This window comes from Vibrio sp. 10N.286.51.C3 (assembly GCF_003050065.1).
Taxonomy (GTDB): domain Bacteria; phylum Pseudomonadota; class Gammaproteobacteria; order Enterobacterales; family Vibrionaceae; genus Vibrio; species Vibrio crassostreae.
The window spans coordinates 139,696-160,209 of sequence record NZ_PIGC01000004.1; the positions used below are offsets into that span (position 1 = coordinate 139,696).

The window sequence follows — 20,514 nt, forward strand, 5'->3', positions numbered from 1 at the left end:
CGATGATCGTTTTAGACAACCTAGAGCAATTTAAAGTCGTTTACCGCGACGGTCGTAAATGGCAACGCTGTGTAGAAGCGATTGAAAACATCGGCAACATCAAAGATGGCGTGATGTATTCGATTGGTGACTCACTGGCTTACATGATTGAAGACGGTGTGGCTCGTAACACAGAAAACTTCACCGGCAACCGTCGTTACTTTGATGTGCACTACTACTTGGAAGGTCGTGAAACGGTTGAGTTTGCTGATAAGTCTCAACTTGAACAGACCCAAGCTTACAGCGATGAAACCGACCGTGAACACCTACTGGGTAACGGTGAAACTCGTGAGTTATCTGAAGGCCAAGTGGCGATCTTTGATAACAGCAAAGCTTACCGCTTCCACGGTGATAACCGAGTTCGCAAGGTGGTGCTGAAAGTGACCATTGAAGACGGTTACTTCCTTAATAAGTAAGCAATAACCCTATTAACTCACAGCGCGTTTGAGCCTTGCCGTTCAAGGCTCAAATAGACTGAACAAAACCTCTGTGCTTCTTCCCTACAAAGAAGCATAGGGAAATAACGACTATAATTATGTGATTCCCTGGAGGACACTATGTCTGAATCTGTACGCGGTAAGTTAGGCAAATTTGCCCTACTCTCCATGACATTTGCAGCGGTATTTAACGTTCGCAACATCGTAAACAACAACATCGAATTGGGATTGAGTTCAGCCCCTATCTTTTTGCTCGCTACCCTTATTTACTTCATTCCATTCGTGTTCATCATTGCTGAATTCGTATCTGCAAATAAAAATTCTGAGTCAGGCATGTACGACTGGCTTAAAAAACCGCTAGGCTCAAAAGCAGCCTACCTAGGTTCGTTCCTATACTGGTTCGTAAACCTTTTCTGGTTTGTATCTCTGCTACCAAACGTAATCGCTTATGCGTCTTACGCGATGTTGGGCTATGAATACGCCTTCTCGCCAGTCGTCACATCGGCTATCTCGATTGCTCTGTTTGCAGCAGCGACACACATCTCAACCAAAGGCGCGAGCTGGCTTGGTAAGATTGCCGAGATCGTGGCCTACGGCGTATTCGCCCTGTTTGCAATCTACGTTATCGGCGCACTAATGGCACTGGGCGGCAACCATGAACCAGTAGAACCAATCACGCTTGAAGCAATGACACCGACCATCAACTGGGCAACGCTAGGTATCATGTGTTGGATCTTCCAAGCAGCCGGTGGTGCTGAAACCGCAGCCGCTTACCTAAACGATGTTAAGGGCGGTCACAAGTCTTTCATCAAGGTTATCATTGGTGCAGGTATCGCAATCGGCGCAATGTACGCAGTTGGCTCTCTTCTAGTAAACGTATTCGTTGCTCGTGATGAACTGACCTACGCTGGCGGCATGGTTGAAATCTTCACAGGTATGGCAAACTACTTCGACATCTCACAATCTCTAACGGGTCGCTTCGTCGGTATTATCCTATTCGTTGCCATGTTCGGTTCGATGATGATGTGGACAGCAGCTCCAGTAAAAATTCACTTCTCTGAAATTCCTAAAGGTGTTTACGGCGAGAAAACAACAGAGCTTAACGAACACGGCGTGCCAGTACGTGCAGCTTGGTGGCAGTTCGCGTTTGTATTCGTGATGCTTGTGGTGAACGGCTTCGGCTCTGAATCAGTACAAGACATGATGAACACAGCAATCAACCTAACCGCTGGTACCGCAATGCTTCCGCCTATCTTCATCATGGTGGCGTACTTTGTATTCCGTTTGAAGCATGACGACACACCACGTGATTTCCGCATGGGTACTCGAGTTCAAGGTATGGCAGTGGTTTCGGTACTGATTGGTATCTTCGTTGTGAGCATGACAGCATCGGCATTCCCGACAGGTGTTGACCTTGTTCAAGCCTTCTTCATCAACGTCTTCATGACAGCGGTATTCTCTGGTCTTGCTTGGTGGTGGATCTCTCGCTTTGAAAAAAAGCAGGCAGGTAAAGACGCAAAGCTAGAAACAGCTAAGCAATCGTAGCTCTCTGCATTCCCCCCCAACTTTAAAAGCGCCTACCAAGGCGCTTTTTTTTGTTTTAAATCATAAAATTAAACGACAAAACAAAAAAATAAAAACGGCGTTCCGTCAAGGTTTCAGTTCACGAAAAACACCAATTAATAGGTAATAAAACTCGAATAAAAACCAAGGTAAAACATTAACTAAATTTATTTACTCAAGGTCACATATTTGATCAATTTCGATTAACTTCCCGCCGCTTAATCTTTAATCTTCTTGCTGAAGAGACAAACTAATTCATATAAAAAAAGCGACAAAAAGCCCCTACAAGCCTTATAAATCCTCGCTCATGAAACCAGCAATCTCTTCAATGAACTTCTTAATCTTTAACTCTTTGCTTTGGTAATAACTTTACTGAAATACCAGAGAGAAAAAGCCCAAAGAAGTCCGATCGTAAATCTATAAAAACAACAATGAGCCAACCCTGACAAAACAAAGCGGGTGTTTGCCAAACCAACATAACAATAAAAGTGCGGCTTAGAGCTTCCCTCTCTAGGACCAAGTTATAACGATCATCAACGTGATTCACCGGAGAACATCATGTCCGAAAATAAACGCAGTACGATAGGCAAATTTGCCCTACTGTCTATGACCTTCGCGGCGGTATACAGCTTCAATAACATCATTAATAACAACATCGAGATCGGCCTTTCCTCGGCTCCGATGTTCTTTCTAGCAACCATCTTTTACTTTGTGCCATTTTGTTTGATCGTTGCAGAGTTTGTGTCACTGAATAAAGACTCTGAAGCGGGTGTTTATTCTTGGGTTAAAAGTTCTCTAGGCGGCCGCTGGGCGTTTATTTCAGCTTACACCTACTGGTTTGTTAACCTGTTCTTCTTCACCTCTCTGCTGCCTAGAATCATCGCTTACGCGTCTTATGCGTTCTTAGGTTTCGAGTACATCTTCACGCCAATGACCACCGCAATTCTGAGTACCATTTTATTTGCGGTCGCAACTCATATCTCTAACAACGGCGCGAAATTACTGGGCCCTATTACCTCACTAACATCATCACTGATGCTGCTGCTAACGATGTCTTACATCTTGTTATCTGGCGGGGCTTTGGTAGGCGGTATCGAGCCAGCTGATCCAATCACCATCGAAGCAATGACACCAAGCTTCAACTGGGCATTCCTTGGCGTAATCACTTGGATTTTCATGGCGGCAGGCGGTGCAGAATCGGTCGCGGTTTACGTTAACGACATCAAAGGCGGTCACAAGTCTTTCGTTAAAGTGATCATCATCGCGGGTATCTTCATCGGTGCGCTTTATTCGGTAGGATCTGTGTTGGCGAACGTATTTGTTGCTCGTGAAGAACTTAAATTCACTGGCGGCTCTGTTCAGGTATTTGAAGGACTAGCAAGACACTTTGGACTGTCGGAAATCCTGATGAACCGTTTCGTTGGTGTGGTTTCATTCACTGCGATGTTGGGCTCTCTACTTATGTGGACGGCGACACCGGTAAAGATCTTCTTCTCTGAAATCCCTAAAGGCATCTTTGGCGAGAAGACTGTCGCGCTTAACAAACAAGGTGTACCAGAGCGTGCAGCTTGGGTTCAGTTCTTCATCGTGATTCCACTGATGTTCATCCCAACGTTGGCGTCTGACACCGTTCAAGACTTGATGAGCACCATCATCAACATGACTGCAGCAGCTTCTATGCTACCGCCACTGTTCATCATGATTGCTTACCTGCACCTGCGCGTGAAACTGGACCACCTACCACGTGATTTCCGCATGGGTTCTCGTACGGTCGGTATTACTGCTGTGTCGATTCTTATCGCTATCTTCACCGTTGGTTTCTTCGCCTCTACCTTCCCAACAGGCGCAGACATCATGACCATCATCTTCTACAACGTGGGCGGGATAGTGATCTTCCTTGGCTACGCATGGTGGAAGTACGGTCAATACGAGAAAAGCTTATCTCCAGAAGAGAAAAAACTAGAAGCAAAACCTAAACCGGCGAACGCTTAGTTTTACCCTACACTCAGATCGAAAACTTAAGGCACTCCCATTTGGTGAGTGCCTTTTTATTTACAAGCCTGTTTATTTGTTCAAAATTTTATTCACACTCCAAATACCTCCCACCCCAAGCATTAGCTTACAAATTCAACTAAAAACCAAAATAAATTATAAGTAAAGATTTACTAAAAATAGATCACACTTTTAGATCGATTTAATTTTAAACACAAAAATAATCATTAATATCGGTTTGCGATCGTAAGTAACCTGACCAATACGCCTTGAAGAGCACCCCATATTAGAAGTCAGAACTGCTTACGAACCTTCATTTATAACCCCGACACAGAAGTGATTAAAATGAAAAGTAGTTTTACTAAAACCACCATTATTACAAGCTGTATCCTTGCTGCTCTAACGGCTAATGCCCACGCTGATGAAACAGCCGCTAACCACAGCGACACTCAGCCCCCTAAAACAGAAACCCTATTTAACTTCTATGGTGAGCTTGGCCTTGGTGGTCACGTTGCACTAGAAGGCGACGACAAAGGCCGTTATGCAGACGGTACTTACATCGAAGCAGGCTTGGCTATCGATCACGGTAATTGGTTCGGTCTTGCTTACATGGAAGGCTGGACAGTACAAGCTGACGACGAAGGCAATGCTTGGGCAACTGGCCACGGCTGGGGCGGCTTTGAAGGTGGTTTTAACCGCTTTTACGCTGGCTACCGCACCGACGCTAAAACAGAATTTATTGTTGGTCGTATGGACTCTTCATTGGATGACGTTCAATGGTGGGGTGACCCTACCGTCGAGTACGGCTACGCGATCTCAAACACGCGTGACGTACATGTTGGTGTGAAGATCCAAAACCTAGAAGGCAAGCTACGCTACAGCGTTTCTTTCGCGCCAGAATCTGACTTCTCTGAAGACGATGCTCTGGTTCATTTCGGTAAATACGACAACTTCGCAGACCAATGGAAAGATAAGAACGCCATGGTCAACGGTTACCTCCAATACGATCTGGCTGACGACTTAACTTTAATGGGTGGTGGTGAAGTTCGTAACAACGATGGCGGTGAACTATTGCTATTGGGTGCTGAATACAAAAACTTTGCGACTCGTATTTGGCACGACACAGATAAAGGCAACCAAGAATCATTTGGCAGTGAATCCGGTATTCAAACCAGTGCTTGGTACGAAGCGGCTCAGGGCGTTTACCTTTCGGCAGCCTACAACTACGCAAACTTTGATGGTGACAACGGCGACAAAGAAATCACCTCTTACATCAACGCGGGCGTTTGGTACGAATACGGAAATGGCACATTTGCGACTGCTTTCGATAGCCGCTTTGGCGTAGGCAGCGATACTGAAATCGGTGACGCTCAGGTGTTCGCAATGCAATACTTCTACTGGTAATAACAGGAATTGATCATGAAACTGAATAAATCATTCGCAGCTCTCGCTATCGGTACAGCACTTGTTGTTACTGGTTGCGCTACAAATACAGGCTCTGAAGAGCTTCAAGCGAACCAATTTAAGAACGTTATCGACCGCACTGGTTCACCAGAATACATGCGTGACTACGACTTCGATGACCACCAACGTTTTAACCCCTTCTTCGACCTAGGTGCATGGCACGGTCACTTGTTGCCAGACACGGCTGAAGGCATGGGCGGCTTCCCGGGTACAGCGCTGCTTACTGAAGAATACATTAACTTCATGGCAGATAACTTTGACCGCCTAAGCGTGTTCAAAGATGGCAAAAAAGTCGCATTCACCATGGAAGCTTACAGCCTACCGGGCGCATTAGTTCAGACACTAAAATCTGACGATGTAACGGTAGAGATGACGATGCGTTTTGCTTCAAACCGTACTTCTCTGTTAGAAACCAAAATCACTACCGACTCGCCGGTTGAGTTAGTGTGGGATGGTGAACTACTAGAAAAGACGCACGCCAAAGAAGGCGTGGCACAAACCGACAAAACAATCGCTGAGACTTACCCTGAGTATGACCGTCAAATCGTCGCAACTGACGATGGCTTGAAGGTGACTTTCGGTAAGGTGCGTTCAACGTGGGATCTATTGACTTCAGGTGAGTCTGAGTACCAAGTTCACAAATCGATTCCAACGCAAACTAAAGTGGATGGCCTAACGTTTACTTCAACGGCAAACATTGAAGTATCGACAACTATCTACACCACATACTCACATGTTCTAACGGCAGAAGAAGCGAAAGCTGAACAGCCAGAAATCAAAAAGATCATGGCAAACCCGACCGACTTCTTAGCGGCATCAGCAGAACGTTGGGAAGGCTATCTTGAGATGGGCTTAACCAATCCGAACGCAACACCAGAGCAAGAGCGTGTTGCGGTAAAAGCGATGGAAACCCTAAACGGTAACTGGCGTGGCGCAGCAGGTGCGATGGAGTTTGACTCTGTAACACCATCGGTAACGGCGCGTTGGTTCTCGGGTAACCAAACATGGCCGTGGGATACATGGAAACAAGCCTACGCAATGGCCCACTTCAACCCAGACGTAGCGAAAGATAACATCCGTGCAATGTTCGCTTACCAAATCCAAGCCGACGATGCCGTTCGCCCTTGGGATGAGGGCTACGTGCCAGATCTACTCGCTTACAACCTAAGCCCAGAACGTGGCGGCGACGGCGGTAACTGGAATGAGCGTAACACCAAACCGAGCCTAGCAGCATGGGCGGTAATGGAAGTTTATAAGACCACCAGCGATGAAGCTTGGCTAGAAGAGATGTATCCAAAGTTAGTGGCATACCACGACTGGTGGCTACGCAACCGTGACAACAACGGCAATGGCGTTCCAGAGTATGGCGCTGCTCGCGACAAAGCACACAACACACCTGAAGGTGAAATGTACTTCACCGTGGTTCGTGGCGATAAGCACGAAACAGTCGTAGGACAAGCAGCACTGGATAAAGTGGTAGCAGAAGGCAACTACGATTACATCGAGAGCCCCGCACAAACGGCTGCATCTTGGGAATCAGGCCGTGACGATGCAGCCGCATTTGGCTTCATTGATAAAGACCAGCTAGACGCATACGTTGCAAACGGTGGTAAGCGCAGCGATTGGGATGTTGAGTTCGCTCAAAACCGCGCCGAAGACGGCACACTGCTAGGCTACTCGCTACTGCAAGAATCTGTCGACCAAGCAAGCTACATGTACAGCGATAACAAGTACCTAGCAGAAATGGCTGACATTCTAGGTAAAGACGCAGAAGCAAAAGAGTTCCGTGAAAAAGCAGAACACCTATCGAACTACATCAACACTTGTATGTTCGACAAAGGCACTAACTTCTTCTACGACATTCGCATTGAAGACAAACCACTAGCCAATGGCTGTGCAGGTAAACCGATTGTAGAACGTGGTAAAGGCCCTGAAGGGTGGTCACCACTGTTCAATGGCGCAGCAACGCAAGGTCACGCAGATGCGGTTGTCTCTGTGATGAAAGACACTGAAGAGTTCAACACCTACGTTCCACTAGGTACAGCAGCGCTTTCTAGCCCAGCATTCGGCCCAGATATTTACTGGCGTGGACGCGTTTGGGTAGACCAATTCTACTTCGGTCTAAAAGGCATGGACAGCTACGGCTACCGTGATAACGCAATTGAAATGGCAGGCGCGTTCTTTGACCATGCAGATGGGTTAGTTCAAGACGGTCCTATCCGTGAGAACTACAACCCATTGAACGGTGAACAGCAAGGCGCACCAAACTTCTCTTGGAGTGCAGCTCACCTGTACATGCTTTACAACGATTTCTTTACTGACGCAGAGTAAATCAAACCTATACCTGTCTTCTGGAATTCAATGAAAAGATAAACTCATAAATTTCAGACTTTGGCACTCAGTATCTCGCTGAGTGCCTTTTTTACACCTGAAGCCAAATAAGCGAACAAGCATTTAGACTATTTGGCCTACCATGATCCTTTTGCTGTAGTCCGCTAACACTCGCAAGCTTTTACTCACAAAAAACAAAGAGTGCTCATGCTATGAAATCCCGCTCAAAAGTTTCATCACTCTCACTGAAACACTGGGTTCTGAAGACTTATTCGAATTTTATTTATCCTTATTAGTCTTCCGGACATTAATTTGATAGTCGTTTACTAAATAATCGCTAAACTATAGTGTCGCCTACCCCTTTTTTGAGAAAACCTAAATGCCTAATGCTGATTCCACCCTAAACAAACGTATGGGAATCGTTGCGCTCACCTGGCCAATTTTTATCGAAGTTCTTTTAAGAACCGCACTCAACACCAGTGATGTATTCATGTTATCGGGATACTCGGACAAAGCCGTGTCTGCCGTTGGTGTTATTTCTCAGATATCCTTTTTCCTGATCATTGTCTCAACTATGGTCAGCAGTGGTACAGGGATTTTAATCGCGCAGTACAACGGTGCCTCCCGCACTCAAGAGAGCGCTCACGTGGGCGTAGCGAGCATCATTCTGGCCATTATTGCCGGTGTGCTACTGAGTGTGATTGCCGTTCTTGTTGCTGAATATTTTATCCCGCTCTATCAACTCGAACCTCAAGTCGAGCAATACGCACAAGAATACCTATTCATCAGTGGTGCTCTCACCTTCAATGTAACCATTGGTGTGGTTCTCACTACTATTCTGCGCAGTCATGGCTATTCAAAGTCACCAATGGTGATCAACATGATTGCTGGCGTCATCAACGTATTCGGCAACTATTGTGCCTTATATCAACCTTTTGGTTTGCCTGTATACGGCGTGCAAGGGGTTGCGACCGCGACTGTAATCAGCCAAGTGATCGGGATGTTGATCTTAATTGGTGTGGTCAGAAGCAAAGGGATAGATCTACCAGTGAAGCAGTTTAAATCTGTGCCGAAAGCCATCTATCAAAAAATCATTAAGATCGGCTCGATGAACGCAGGAGAAGTGCTCTCTTATAACATGGCTCAGATCAGCATTACCTTCTTTGTAGTGCAGATGGGCACCTCTTCACTGGCTGCGTTTACTTACGCACAAAATATCGCTCGCCTCTCTTTTGCGTTTGCACTGGCGATTGGTCAAGGCAGCCAAATCCAAACAGGCTATTACATTGGCAAGGGTTGGATCGACGAGATCACCAAGCGCGTGCAACGCTACTTTGTGGTTGGTTTTATCGCCTCAACTGCGATTACCTGCATGGTTTATGTGTTCCGTTTCGAAATTCTCGATCTGTTCACGCAAGATCCAGAGATCGTTGCGCTAACTGCCGCGCTGATTGCAGGTTCCATCATTCTTGAAGCTGGCCGAGTATTTAACCTGATCTTTATCTCTTGTCTAAAGGCCGCTGGCGACATTAAATTCCCGATCAAAATGGGTATTCTCAGCATGTGGGGCATTGGGGTTGCCATGAGCTACTTGCTTGGCGTGTATTGGGGTTATGGCGTATTAGGGGCTTGGATGGCAATAGCGATGGACGAGTGGTTCCGTGGAATCATCATGGCCTATCGCTGGCGAGCGAAGAAATGGACTCGATTCTCTTTTTAGGTTGTTGTTGATACGTCTAAATTTATCTCGACCAAAAGAAAAAAGCGCTAGGGGGAGCTAGCGCTTTTAAGACCAACTAAGTCCGTTTAGCCTGGTAGATTTTTAAGCTATATCATGAAGATATAACCAATTTTTTTACTTAGGTAAATCAAAAAGCCTATTCTTTGCGACTGCTTTGAGTCGTAAATTAAGTATAGTCGGGTTCTTATAATAAACCGGATTTTTCTAAAATTAATTCATATGAATTTGACGATTAACCGACACAATAAACTATTCGGAAATCACAGATGAGATCGCATTAGTAATCAGCTTTCTAAGTCGTTTATTTTTATCATCTAAATGCTTTGCCTTTCTATAAACAAGCTGGATATCAAAATCTGGAACATCAATTGGTGGCTTCACAGCTAGTAAGGTTTCTTCACTATCAATATCCTTGCGCGCGACTAGCTTGGGGACAATACACAATAGTTCTCTACCACGAATGAGCCGCTTAACAGTTAAAAAGTTACTGGAAGATATCGCGACTTTCCGGCTTAAACCGAGTTCAGCTAAACGAGTATCTACTCCCGTCTTTAAAGCCCCTGCCGGGGAAACGAGTGCGTGCTCGACAGCAACAAATTGTTCTAGCGACATAGGTTCCTCAATAGATAGAACCGATTGGTCAAGTAAACAAACATGTTGCTCCGTGTACAAATGCTTTGTTCGATACTGCTTTGATACCTCACCAAAGCTGCCTATCGTCATATCAAGCTTGGCATCTTCAAAGACTTGCTGGTAGTTACTCCGGTTTACATTGAACAACGCTACTTGGGAGTAAGGAGAGGATTGCTTAATCAGGTCAAACAATATTGGAGCGAACATCTGCTCGGCATAATCAGTGAGACCAATCTTCCAAGTCCCTTTATAAGTTTCTGCATCAAACGATTTTGACAACAGCACCTCAGACTGGATGGTATTCAGTAGCGCATCCACGGTACTTGATAGTTCAATGGCTCGGTCGGTCGCCTCCATTTTGCTACCTACACGCTCAAACAAAGGGTCATCAAACAACTTTCGTAGCCTTTGTAAGCTATGGCTCATCGCAGATTGGCTGACATAACAACGCTCAGCAGCCTTACTCACGCTATTCGTTTTATACAAAGCCTGCAGTGCAATCAACAAGTTAAGGTCGATCCCTTTCCAATTAAAATCAGCCATGCCAAACAACCCATTTCATTCATAGTTATAATTAAAACAATTAATTTGAATCATAGTTTAACTCCACCTAAATTACGCTAAACATTTATCTGGAATCGATCATGCTTTCAATTTTTAAAACCTTTTTCTGGCTTGGCTGGATTAGCTTCGGTGGACCAGCAGCACACATTGGCTACTTCCGTAAAACCTTTGTTGAAAAACTGAATTGGTTGTCCGACGAAGAGTACGGGCAAATTGTCGCCCTCAGCCAATTTCTTCCGGGCCCAGGTTCAAGTCAGGTTGGCTTTGCGGTTGGCTACAAGAAAGGAGGCTTAACAGGTGCGATTGCTGCATTTGTCGGCTTCACTTCTCCATCTGTCATTCTGATGCTGATTTTGGCGTTAGTGAGTAACCAATTGTTGGAAGATCCGCTGTTCATCTCTGTCATCCACGGCCTTAAGTTACTCGCCGTTGTGGTTGTGGCTGATGCCACTTTCGGCATGTACAAAAACTTTTGCCAATCGAAGATCGCGACCGCCTTATGTGTGATTACCGCAATTGTTCTGCTACTGATTCCTGGCATCTGGCCTCAAGTTTTAGTGCTTCTATTTGCAGCGGTCGTTGGCAGTAAGTTCTTAACCTCACAAGAGCTTAAAACGATACCTTCAACACAAAAAATATCGGTAACGCCTCTCGTGATTTTTGTTGCTTTGCTGGTTGGCTTGCCTCTATTCAGTGCTTACTCTCAAGGCATTGAAGTGTTTGGCCTGTTCTATCAAGCAGGCAGCCTAGTATTTGGTGGCGGCCACGTGGTACTTCCACTACTACAAAATGGTATTGGCGACCAACTGTCTCAAGATGCCTTCCTAACAGGTTATGCAGCGGCGCAAGCAGTACCTGGCCCGATGTTTACGTTAGCCACTTATCTAGGTTATGTGTTGATGCCATCAGCACCGATCACCGGCGCCCTACTCGCAACGATTGCTGTATTCTTACCGGGCTTCTTATTGCTACTGGGTGTACTGAAGAACTGGCAGGCGATTGCAAGCAAACCTTTAGTGGCTGGTGCACTTACAGGTGTGAATGCGGCGGTTGTAGGTTTGTTATTGGCAGCACTATATCAACCCATCTTCACAAGTGCAGTGAGTAGTGGCTTAGATTTCGCTCTGATCATTGTTGGTGTGTGGTTATTGAAAACCGTGAAGTTACCTATTGTTGGGTTAGTAGGGTTGTTCATTGTCTTTGGCGCAATGACAGGACTGGCGGTCTAATAGGTTTAAGGTAAGAAGTAAGCGAACCGGTTGCTTCTTACTTTCGTCTTTCATAATTTAATCTACCTATCACCCGCTATATAATGGGTAATTCCATCTCAAAGCTCATGCTCTCGAGGATTGATCTCTTAGCCAAATATCTCAGCTAAGTCATTCATCGTCCTTAAATCTTAAAATAGAGAGAATTCTCATCTCTCGCCTACCTCGTGATACGTTATCGAGTATCAAACCGCAGAAAAAAGACATCACCGCGATCAAAGCTATTGAGCTAGACAAAACAGCTGTAGGTAGCCTCTCAACCAATCCTGTATCAACAAAATCAACAATGACGGGGATACCCAAGATCAATGAAATAAAACCTAGCAATATCGAGAGAGAGCCAAAGAAAAACATCGGCTTTACATCTCTCAATAAGAACAAGATAAAATTTAGAATCTTGAGACCATCGCTCAAGGTGTTCAGTTTGCTGGTAGTCCCTTCAGGTCTAGATTGGTATTGAGTCGAGACTTCTTTGATTGACATATTATGGTGTAACGCATGCACGGTAAGTTCTGTTTCTATCTGGAAACCATCGCTGAAGATAGGTGCGGTTTTGACAAATCTATGGCTCATAATTCGATAGCCAGAAAACACATCATTCAATTGCGCATTGAATGCTAAGTTAATCAGAGATGAAAACATCTTGTTCCCAAGGATATGTCCCTTGGGATAAGCCATTGAAGTTCGCTCGCGACTGCCAATGATCATATCGAGCTTTTCATTATTTAGTTGGTCGATCAGCTCGGGGCATATTGAGGCGTCATAGGTATCATCACCATCAGCCATCACATAGATATCGGCGTCGATATCAGAAAACATCCGCCTCACAACCTCCCCTTTACCTTGGCGCGGCTCATGTCGCACAATCGCCCCTGCTTGTAACGCCTCGTTGACCGTGTTGTCGGTTGAATTATTGTCATAAACATAAATGGATGCATCAGGTAAGGCTTGTTGAAAAGACGTGACCGTTTCAGCAATGGCTCCGGCTTCGTTATAACATGGGAGTAATACTGCGACTTTCTGTTTATTCATGCTCACTCCTTACTTTAAAAACTCGATAACCATCCTCAATTCCATCATATGTAACGTCTAACCAAGCCGGAATATTATCCCCATGAAGTCTCCTAATTAAAGAGTCCTCGCTTCCAGAGTCCTTTAGAAGAGTTAAATGAGGGTCATTACCGATCAATATATAATCAACCTTTTTATCGACTATTTTGTTCCTTGCTAGAAGCATGTCCTCTTCTAACATCACTTCGATTAAAAATTGGTTACCCACAATATTTCTATGATAAGGCGCGGCGATTATAGTGTTGTTCGTTTTGGCCAATACAGGTGCACCTGTTTCTATTCCTGAAAGAATTGTATGAGAGTTGATACCGTTATCTTTCAGCACCTTAAAGATGACTGGTAACTTATCGGTCTTATCAAGTTTGGTAGTCACTTCCTCTGCTGGAGATAAAGCGAGAATGACAAACGCTAACGCCAATGGAGTACCTGAGAAAATAATCAGCATTTTCAGTAGTGAATACCTAACGTATTCAGACACTTTAATTACAAAATATGCTTGAAAAGGTGCCGCCAAAACAAAACACAACCTCATCACTCTAATCTGCCAAAACATCGCAAGGGCTAAATTAAACATAAAAATGAGATACAAGATTGCACAGTGTGGGTTTTTATTTCGAAAGAATGGATACAACATTGCGGGAACTAATAGCAACAAATAATTATCCACTGAAAAAAAGCCATTCATTGCTATGTATGTTGCGACAGATTTAGCTTCGGCAACTTGATCAAGCCAATACAGCTTTAATATCGGTGGGTAATCAATAAACAAAGCACTAGTCAGTGAGGGGTAAAGAATAACAACCGGAAGTAAACACAACAAACCAAGAAAAACAAACAATAAAAATCTTTGAGTTAAGTTTTTTCTATTATTATTCAATAGGTTGTAAGCATTGACAAACACCCAACCACTAAAAAAAAGAATGATGATAATAAATGAGATTTCATCATATTTAAAAGCAAAGAACTCATCATAAGGCCTATTTAATAAAACAGCACAAGCTCCAAAAATCGAACAAGTTACGTATAACTTAGAGACATAACTAAACCACTCGTCACGAACGAAGCAGTAATACACAGTATAAATAATTAAGAAAATCATAAACAACAAAACATTATCCATCCCAGTCCATAGAGATAGAGACACGAAAACGGCCTGAGCATACACTCGCCATGATTGCCTTAGGTTGTTGATAGAAGTCGGTGTTACTGATAAGAAGAGCGTTGCCAAAATAAGTTGAATATTATGATGGTCAATAGAACCAGGTAAGAAGTGTATTATCGCAGGAGAAAAAATAGCAAACATCGTGCTGATAAAGCGGTACTTAGCGCCTAAGAAACGTTCGCATAGGTAAAAGCACGATAATGCGAAGAACAATAAATAAAGCAAAGGGACAATAGAAATCGAGATAGTATAAGCAAGGCTATCATCAACCATAAATATCAATGGGAAAGCGACTGAAGAGAGCATTAGATCAGGAAATCGAGACCAATGAATAATAATACCGTCATCGGCATTAAAGTTACTCATTGGCTCTAGGTACCAATGACCATTCCTCATCCACTCCTGAAACTGAACAAAACGCATATAATCGTCATTGTCATTCAGGTTGAGTATTGAAATGCTCTCCCACTTATAAATAAATATAAAAATGGCACATACGAGCCAAATTACAGAAATAGCTATGATGTCTTTGTTAAAACTCTCACTTTTAGGCAATATGAATATCCTTTTCATTAAGCCAAAATCAATTCACTATTGTTCCATCTCTCTCACTTCCGCTAGTGCTCTGTTTAAGTTTTCATTTGCTACTTTGTAGTAAGATGATTTTTTATCGATAGCTTGCTGTAGATATGGAACCGCCTGATCAGGTTTTCCTTGTAAGATTAGGAAGTAGCCAACATTATTCAACGCTTCCGGGGCATCCATGTGCCTCATGAACACGTTGGTTGCCTTTTTAATATCCCCAGAGGCTAAATAAATAAGTGCTAGATTATTCTGAGCTTTTTCATTATTCGGTTCTAACTCTAAGGCTGAACGCGTGTATTGATACGCTTCCTTGTAGTTACCATACATGTAGTGGGAGTAGCCCATATTCAACAAAGCTTTGACTGAGCTTTTATCTATCGTCAGTGACTTTTTGAAGTACTCTTGTGCGATCTGATGCTTTCCGTCAACATCTTCCAATACACCAATCCCCATATAAGCCAATGCTGGGGACATGCTGTCTACCTTCAAACTGGCCACTTCACTTTGACTCAACGCTTGGTAATTTTGGATAGTTTCGCTGCTTTTTAAACGAACCTGGTCTGAATTAATCGCTTTAAAGAAATAGCTTCGACCTTCATCGGTACGGCGTTGCTTGGTATACAAAACACCTAACTGCTCCAAAACTTCGGTGTGGGCAGGATTAAAATCTAGCGCTGCTAGGTAAGCTTTCTCGGCCAACGCATAGTTACCGCGAGACGAATGTATTTGGCCAATAGTGAACAAGGTTTTATCGTGAAACTCTTTTTCAGGGAAGGACAAAGAGCGTATATATTCATATAAAGCCAAGTCTATATTGTTGTCTCGCAGAGCAATGTCACCGCGCATAATTGCTTCTTTTTCATTTAGCGGTGGATCATCACTAGTTAAAGAATCGATTGGTTTACCAGAATACAATTCGGCATCAAATTGATTGGTCGGCTCATCCGAAGAAGCACAACCAAGTAACAAAATAGGCAACAGTAGTAGAAGAAACTTATTGTATAACATCATAAACTTGCTCCCGGCGCAGTTAATGCGTCCATTACGATCAATAGTCCTGGGCCAAGTGCGACAATGAAAAAGCAAGGCCAAATAAATATCAACATGGGGAATAACATCTTAGTCGGTATTTTTGCAGCAATTTCTTCAGCAGCTTGCTGACGTTTATCTCTAAAGTCTTCTGTATAATCACGGAGTGTTTGCGCTAAACTCCCCCCCATTCTCGACGCATGAGAAAGCAAAGAAACCAAACCTTCCAACTCGACTAAACCGGTTCGTTCGATAAGCTGCCTGAGCGCATCAGGCATGGTGACACCCGCTTGGATTTTAGCAAACACAGTCTCTAGTTCATCCGCTAGCTCCGGCTGAGAGACATAGAGCTCAGATGCGACACGTCCAAGGGCAGCATTAAAACCAAGCCCAGACTCGGTACACACAACAAGAAGATCAAGCGCATCAGGGACACCGTTTCTAATTTTTTTCTGACGCTCTTTTTGTAACTTACTCAGTACAATATTTGGCGTAAACGTTCCAAGAAAAACACAGGTCATGATGAGTAAGTTATTGTAGTCTCCACCCAACGATATGTAATAGACCATAAAAGCAGCGACGATACCTATTAAGCTAGATAAAACCTTCAACGCATAGAAAACTGATAATGAACTCTTCTCATGGAACCCAGCATGCATCAGCTTTTCTGAGTAAGTTTCATTATCCTTTTTGTTACCTTTACTTATAAAAGGGCTTAATGATTCAAGCGTATTTGAGAAATCATAGGGTTTGCGGCCACCAACACTTCCCTCTTCAGATATTTGTCTTAGCTTCTTGTCTAAAGGAGATCGAGCTCCTAAAAACAGAAACCCAACAGTCAATGTAAACAAGACAGTAGTGAGCAAAATCATCGCATAAATAACCACCTGAGAGCTGATCCCAAACTCTTCTAACATCTGCTTCCAGACTTCAATATTGAGTAGTTCCATAAGTTAAATCTCTATGCTGATGATCTTTTTAATCCACAAGGCCCCAATGGCCAAAAGAATAATACCGACACTGACCATCGATAAACCGCGTGGGTCTTTATAAAGTGGCTCGATATATTCGGGACTAGCCACCCGTAATGCGAAAAACAAACCAAAAGGGGATAATGTTAAAATCCATGCTGATAAGCGACTTTCAGCAGAGAGTGTTTTTACCTTCCTTTCCAGTTTAAAACGCGCTCTAAGTACTTCTGATACCTTTTGCAGGTTCTCAGATAAATTACCCCCAGTCTCTTTTTGCAACATTACGGCACTAGAAAAAGCCAACATTGATACAGTGGGTACTCGCTCTGTCATCTGTAAAATCGCTAGACGTAAATCATAACCATAATTAAGTAAGTTATAGGTGTTCTTAAATTCGGTACCTATTGGGTCAGGAAGCTCTTCGCCAACCTCATTAAATGATTGAACGAGCGGTTGCCCTGCTTGTAAGGCACGTCGAATAATATCCAACGCCTCAGGAAGTTGTTCTTCAAATCGAGCCATTCGGTAAGTCACTCGGTTTTGCACAAACAAGTAAGCAATAACCCAAACGAAAATGAATGCCGCGACACTTATGAACCACACTTGGTTGGTCATTATCGATATCAATGAGAGCAATACAGCGCAAAGAGAAATAATCAGTAAGAATCGGCTTAATGCCACTTTCATACCTGCCAGTTCCAACATTTTTTTCAAGCCCGCGAAAAAAGAGATAACGATGAGCTTACGATCCAGCGGGGAGAGTTCTTTGTTATAGTGCTCTTTGAGTAATGACAAACTCTCTGCATCGATATTACGTTGCGTCTCTTTCAAGCGACGAGACAGCTCTTTATGCTTCGCTTTCTTACCTGCAGCAGGTAACAACAACGCTTGGGAAATAAAAAGTACTGCGATAAACAATAGGCCTAATGAAACGCTTACATTGTCCATAATCTCTCCTTAACCTTTGGTCTCACTAAAGAGCTCGAAAGGCAGTTCGAGTCCACGTTTGACTAACTGATCATGGTATTGAGGCACAACCCCCGTTGCTGTGAAATAACCGATAATATTGCCATCTTCATCAATACCTTTACGCTGAAAACGGAATATTTCAGACATCGTAATCACCTCACCTTCCATGCCGTTGATCTCTTGGATACTCACCATGCGACGCTTACCATCTTCTTGGCGTTCCATTTGAACAACAAGGTGGATAGCCGAAGCTATTTGAGCTCGTAAGTTTTTGGTTGATATGTTCCACCCAGCCATTGAGAACATGTTTTCGACACGACTCAAGGCATCACGAGGGGTATTCGCGTGAATGGTGGCAAGTGAACCATCATGACCCGTGTTCATCGCCGCTAGCATGTCAACGGCTTCGCTACCACGTACCTCCCCGACCACGATTCGATCAGGTCGCATACGTAAGGTATTTTTAACCAATTCGCGCTGACTGATTTCTCCTTTCCCTTCAAGGTTGGCAGGGCGGGTTTCTAAACGAATGACATGAGGTTGTTGAAGTTGTAATTCCGCCGAGTCTTCTATGGTAATAATTCGTTGATCTCGAGGAATAAAGCCAGAAAAGATATTCAGTGTGGTTGTTTTCCCCGACCCTGTTCCTCCGGAGATTAAGATATTTAATTCACCTTTAACCGCAGCTTCGACAAACTTAGCCATCTGAGGAGACACTGAGTCATAGTCAATCAAGTTATCCATAGTCAAACGGTCAACAGCAAAGCGACGGATAGAAACGGAAGGACCATCAAGTGCGAGAGGCGGGATAATTGCGTTAACACGTGAACCATCAACTAAGCGCGCATCTACCATAGGTGACGCTTCATCTATGCGGCGCCCTACTTGGCTTACTATGCGGTCGATAATGTTTCTCAGATGGCGGTCATCAAGAAAGGTATAGGGCGTTTTTTCGAGTTTACCTCTTCGCTCAACGTAAACACTTTTTGGGCCGTTGACCAATATATCTGACACGGTTTGATCAGCTAATAAAGGCTCTAACGGACCAAGGCCAAAAACCTCATCTTCTATCTGCTTGATAACCCGCTTGCGCCCTTCCGCGCTCAATGCATGGCTACCATCTTCAGCCATTAACTGTACGATGGCTTCGTGTAAATCGAGCTTAGCGCGCTCTTTCTCCAAGCTAGAAAGTAATCCTAAATCTAGGGTCTCCAGCAGCTGCTTATGAAAGAAGTGTTTGATTGAGAGCTCCTGCTCTAAAACCTTTCGAGCCTCATCAATCGCCTTCTCCTTTTCAACGCTCGCTTCCGTATTTCGAGAGTGACTAGACGCCTCAACATTGGATAAACGGTCAACAGGATTGGCATCTTCTGAATCATGCGAAATCTGTTCTACTTTTTTTTCAAACTCTGGATTTACATTTTTTCGTTTAAAGAACATCACAATCCCTCGTGTTTACTTTTCATCAACCCATTATGAAAACAACTTTTTCAGCCACCCTTTCTCTTCTTGTTCTGGTGGTGATAGAACATGAGACAAATCGATGATAGAGCGAGTAATAGAGCTTTTCTTTCTCGACTGAACTAAGGGCTGTCCCAAGTTGGCACTCTCCAGCGCAACTTTAAAATCGTTAGGCATAAGGTGTATATTATGATTACCCACCGCCTGCTCTACATCTTTTAACTTAATTGAATGTCGCTTTTCATAACGGTTGAGAATGACCTCTATTGAGTCACTTTGTAAGCCGTACTCAAATTTCAGAGATTTAATTAGTCGGCTTGTGTTTTTTACTGACACTAAGCTCTGTTGCAAAACCAAAAGTACTTTCGTCGCAGGTGATATTGCTGATGCAAACACGTGATCTAAGCCTCTAGACAGATCAATGATCACATAAGGGTAAAAGCGACGCAGAATTGGAAGTAATCTGCCAATTTTCTGAGCCTGTTCGAAATCATCTGCGTTATTCTCATGCTTAAAGCTTAGAACATGGAGACCCGATTCGTGTTTATTTACCAATGACCCCAAAGACATTTCATCCAAATCATTAGAACTGTTGATCGCATCCGAAACACTATAAGTGGGGGTTATGTTCAAATAATCAGGTATCACGCCAAATTGAAGATCGATATCGAGTAAAAGTACTTCGTTAGGATGTTGCGTGGCCATCTCAATGGCAGTATTTAACGCTAAGGTGGTTGCACCCATCCCTCCTTTGGTGTTCAAAAACAAGATAAACTCTCCGTAACTGGAGTTCTCAAGCTTTTCAGAGGCCGTTTTCTTCAAGAGTGGCAGTAGGTCTGATAGGGTCACATTGTGAGACAAAAAATCTGAAGCTCCTAAACGCAGTGCGATTTTTAGTGACCCATTATCACTTTCATCACCGAGCACAACTAAAGACAAGTCCTTGTCTTCTAAAGACAAATCATACCCTTGCAACTCAACCATTTTTTGCGCCCAATTCCCGTGAGCTTCAACGAAAATAAGCTCTGGAACATCCGCACTTTTTAAGTACTCCTCACTCATTGCCGCAAGAGAAAACGACGTCACATGAACATTTCGGCATTTTTTTAGCTCTTGAGTCATATGCAAATGAAAGGCGTCAGTGCTGTAGACTAACCAAACCTTTAGATTCGTTCTTAAGCGCGTCATATCCTTATCGCTTTCATTTGGCGTTATTTTGATCGCTTCCCCCATA

At 43.7% G+C, this 20,514-nt stretch carries 15 protein-coding genes; 7 read left to right on the top strand and 8 right to left on the bottom strand.

Features of this window, described 5'->3' with window-relative positions; all coding sequences use genetic code 11:
• Nucleotides 1-2: 2 nt before the first annotated feature.
• From CWO27_RS05730 to CWO27_RS05755, 6 genes are all read left to right on the top strand, one after another.
• Complete coding sequence (locus tag CWO27_RS05730) at nt 3-455, top strand: beta-galactosidase subunit beta (RefSeq protein WP_065677566.1); 453 nt, start codon at nt 3-5, stop codon at nt 453-455.
• A 141-nt stretch (nt 456-596) separates the two neighbouring features.
• Nucleotides 597-2,021: an amino acid permease gene (locus CWO27_RS05735; protein ID WP_048605567.1), complete on the top strand. Its 1,425-nt coding sequence runs from the start codon at nt 597-599 to the stop codon at nt 2,019-2,021.
• Between the two features lie 576 nt (nt 2,022-2,597).
• Complete coding sequence (locus CWO27_RS05740) at nt 2,598-4,031, top strand: amino acid permease (RefSeq protein ID WP_107898691.1); 1,434 nt, start codon at nt 2,598-2,600, stop codon at nt 4,029-4,031.
• A 345-nt stretch (nt 4,032-4,376) separates the two neighbouring features.
• On the top strand, nt 4,377-5,435 hold the full coding sequence (gene ygjJ, locus CWO27_RS05745) for a protein YgjJ (RefSeq protein WP_107898692.1): 1,059 nt from the start codon (nt 4,377-4,379) through the stop codon (nt 5,433-5,435).
• Nucleotides 5,436-5,450: 15 nt separating this feature from the next.
• The gene (gene ygjK / locus CWO27_RS05750) at nt 5,451-7,826 is read left to right on the top strand and encodes an alpha-glucosidase (RefSeq protein WP_107898693.1); all 2,376 of its coding nucleotides are present in this window, start codon (nt 5,451-5,453) and stop codon (nt 7,824-7,826) included.
• Nucleotides 7,827-8,205: 379 nt separating this feature from the next.
• Nucleotides 8,206-9,546 (top strand): MATE family efflux transporter, encoded by a 1,341-nt coding sequence (locus tag CWO27_RS05755; RefSeq protein WP_107898694.1) that lies wholly within the window; start codon nt 8,206-8,208, stop codon nt 9,544-9,546.
• A 270-nt stretch (nt 9,547-9,816) separates the two neighbouring features.
• Here CWO27_RS05755 and CWO27_RS05760 read toward each other — a convergent pair whose 3' ends face one another.
• A complete protein-coding gene (locus CWO27_RS05760; protein ID WP_048658126.1) occupies nt 9,817-10,743 on the bottom strand; it encodes a LysR family transcriptional regulator in 927 nt (308 codons plus the stop codon).
• A 101-nt stretch (nt 10,744-10,844) separates the two neighbouring features.
• Between CWO27_RS05760 and chrA the strand changes: the two genes are divergently transcribed.
• A complete protein-coding gene (gene chrA / locus CWO27_RS05765) occupies nt 10,845-11,993 on the top strand; it encodes a chromate efflux transporter (protein WP_107898695.1) in 1,149 nt (382 codons plus the stop codon).
• Nucleotides 11,994-12,143: 150 nt separating this feature from the next.
• Here the strand turns inward: chrA and CWO27_RS05770 are convergent, their stop codons facing one another.
• The 7 genes from CWO27_RS05770 to CWO27_RS05800 are packed head-to-tail and all read right to left on the bottom strand — an operon-like array spanning nt 12,144 to nt 20,513.
• A complete protein-coding gene (locus tag CWO27_RS05770; RefSeq protein WP_107898696.1) occupies nt 12,144-13,064 on the bottom strand; it encodes a glycosyltransferase family 2 protein in 921 nt (306 codons plus the stop codon).
• Nucleotides 13,057-14,838, bottom strand: a complete 1,782-nt coding sequence (locus CWO27_RS05775) for a hypothetical protein (RefSeq protein WP_107898697.1) — start codon at nt 14,836-14,838, stop codon at nt 13,057-13,059. Before CWO27_RS05775 ends, CWO27_RS05770 begins: the two co-directional genes overlap by 8 nt.
• 18 nt (nt 14,839-14,856) lie before the next feature.
• The gene (locus CWO27_RS05780) at nt 14,857-15,861 is read right to left on the bottom strand and encodes a tetratricopeptide repeat protein (RefSeq protein WP_019824863.1); all 1,005 of its coding nucleotides are present in this window, start codon (nt 15,859-15,861) and stop codon (nt 14,857-14,859) included.
• Nucleotides 15,858-16,829 (bottom strand): type II secretion system F family protein, encoded by a 972-nt coding sequence (locus tag CWO27_RS05785; RefSeq protein ID WP_019824861.1) that lies wholly within the window; start codon nt 16,827-16,829, stop codon nt 15,858-15,860. The genes CWO27_RS05780 and CWO27_RS05785 overlap by 4 nt, the downstream gene beginning before the upstream one ends.
• A gap of 3 nt (nt 16,830-16,832) precedes the next feature.
• Nucleotides 16,833-17,798, bottom strand: a complete 966-nt coding sequence (locus tag CWO27_RS05790) for a type II secretion system F family protein (RefSeq protein ID WP_019824860.1) — start codon at nt 17,796-17,798, stop codon at nt 16,833-16,835.
• 9 nt (nt 17,799-17,807) lie between these two features.
• Entirely contained in the window at nt 17,808-19,259 is a 1,452-nt protein-coding gene (locus tag CWO27_RS05795; RefSeq protein WP_048658130.1) for a CpaF family protein, read from the bottom strand.
• Nucleotides 19,260-19,292: 33 nt separating this feature from the next.
• Nucleotides 19,293-20,513 (bottom strand): AAA family ATPase, encoded by a 1,221-nt coding sequence (locus CWO27_RS05800; protein ID WP_102432814.1) that lies wholly within the window; start codon nt 20,511-20,513, stop codon nt 19,293-19,295.
• Between the last annotated feature and the right edge of the window lies 1 nt (nt 20,514).